Origin of the sequence: Sphingomonas olei (assembly GCF_045369765.1) — a bacterium.
Classification (GTDB): Bacteria; Pseudomonadota; Alphaproteobacteria; order Sphingomonadales; family Sphingomonadaceae; genus Sphingomonas; species Sphingomonas panaciterrae.
Genome location: NZ_JBIQEU010000062.1, coordinates 1 through 1550, shown reverse-complemented (window position 1 = coordinate 1550; position 1550 = coordinate 1). Strand labels below are relative to the sequence as shown.

Annotated in this window: 2 protein-coding genes; one reads left to right on the top strand and one right to left on the bottom strand. The window is 63.4% G+C overall.

The window, feature by feature from the left end:
* Positions 1 to 674 (top strand): MFS transporter (locus ACH0BU_RS18020; RefSeq protein ID WP_500264475.1); only part of this gene is annotated, 674 nt, incomplete at its 5' end.
* 122 nt (positions 675 to 796) lie between these two features.
* Here the strand turns inward: ACH0BU_RS18020 and ACH0BU_RS18015 are convergent.
* The gene (locus tag ACH0BU_RS18015) at positions 797 to 1426 is read right to left on the bottom strand and encodes a recombinase family protein (RefSeq protein WP_066478108.1); all 630 of its coding nucleotides are present in this window, start codon (positions 1424 to 1426) and stop codon (positions 797 to 799) included.
* Positions 1427 to 1550 lie beyond the last annotated feature (124 nt).

Here is a 1550-nt window from a genome sequence, read left to right as displayed (position 1 = left end):
CCAGCTACGTCTTGCTCGCCACCGTGATCCTGGCCAGCGGCTTGCGCCGGCCGATAGCGCCGGATGAGCAGGAACCTCGTACATTGCTCGCCGAGTACTGGCCGATCCTCCGCAACCGGCGGATCACGGTGATGACAGGATCGCTGGCTTTGGAGGTCTTTGCCTCTGCCATCGCAGATGTAGCATTCGTGTTCCTGATCACAGTGACGCTGAAGCAAGGCCCCCTCGCATTTGGCCTGGTAACCGCTTGCTGGGCCGCCGGCATGATCCTGGGCGCTCTCGCGGCAGGTGCGCGGCCGATGCGCCGACCTGCTCCTTTGGCTTTCGTTGCGGCCACTATGATTGGCGTAACCATGCTGGTGATCGGCAGCGCCGCTTTGGTCGGCGCGGCCACCATCATGTTGATCGGGATGGTTTTCGTATTCGGCGGAGTTGCCAACAGCGTGCACAATGTGGCGGTACGCACGATGCTGCAAAACGAAACGCCGACCGACCACCATGGGAAGGTTGCAGCTATTTACGGCGCAGTCACGAGCAGCGCCGTCATCATTGGCTATGTCACGGGTGGGCTGTTCACCCCGAGCAACGCGGTCGGTGCTTATCTGATTGCCGGTACGCTGGGTACAGCCGCCGGCTTGGCGGGATGGGGGTTGTTCAGCAGGTTTGCCCGTTAGACTGGCGTCGCGTCCGACAAGCGGCACCCAATCTGCTGGTCGATGAATGTACGGCAGCTTCAGCGACAGGCCGATATGGGGCGACTGGCGCCCTCTCGGCGGGGGCGGGAGGTGAAAACTGATTACTCTGCTATTTCAATGTCAGGGGCCGTGTCCAACCGCGCCCGCCCCACGATCGCGGCGACGGTGTTCTTGCTGAGGCCGAGGTCGCGCGCGATCCAACGATAGCTGCGACCTTCGGCAACGAGCGCCAGCACCTTGGGGGCGAGCCGGTCGGACTTGGGGCGGTCGCCGGACTGTCGCCCGAGTTTGCGACCCCGCGCCCGCGCCGCGGCGAGACCGGACCGAACGCGCTCGCTCAGCATGTCGCGCTCGAATTGCGCGATGCCGGCGAGCATCGTAGCCATCATTCGCCCGTGCGGTGTATCGACCTCGAACGTCATGCCGCTCATCGCGACTACCGATACCCGCCAACCCGACAGCCGGTTCAGCGTATCGAGCAGGTCCTGGGTCGAGCGTCCCCACCGGCTGAGTTCGGTGACAAGGATCGCATCGATGTGGCGGGCCTGCGCCAGTTTCATCACTTCGGCGCGCGCCGAGCGGTTGGCCTTCATCCCTGAGGCGGTTTCGCGGAAAACGTCGATGACCTCATAGCCGCCACGCTCGGCGAAACCGGCGAGGTCACGCAGCTGCCGCTCACACGACTGGTCGGCGGTCGAGACCCTGGCGTAGATGGCGGCGCGTTGTCCCAATTGAACCTTCCTGAAATCAGGCTTCAAAAACCCTTGATTTGCGTGGGGTGTAAATGTCAGCGCTGATTGGCACGTCCTGTCAGCGGTAAGTGGCACACCGGAACGGCCGGGTTTGGTGGACTGT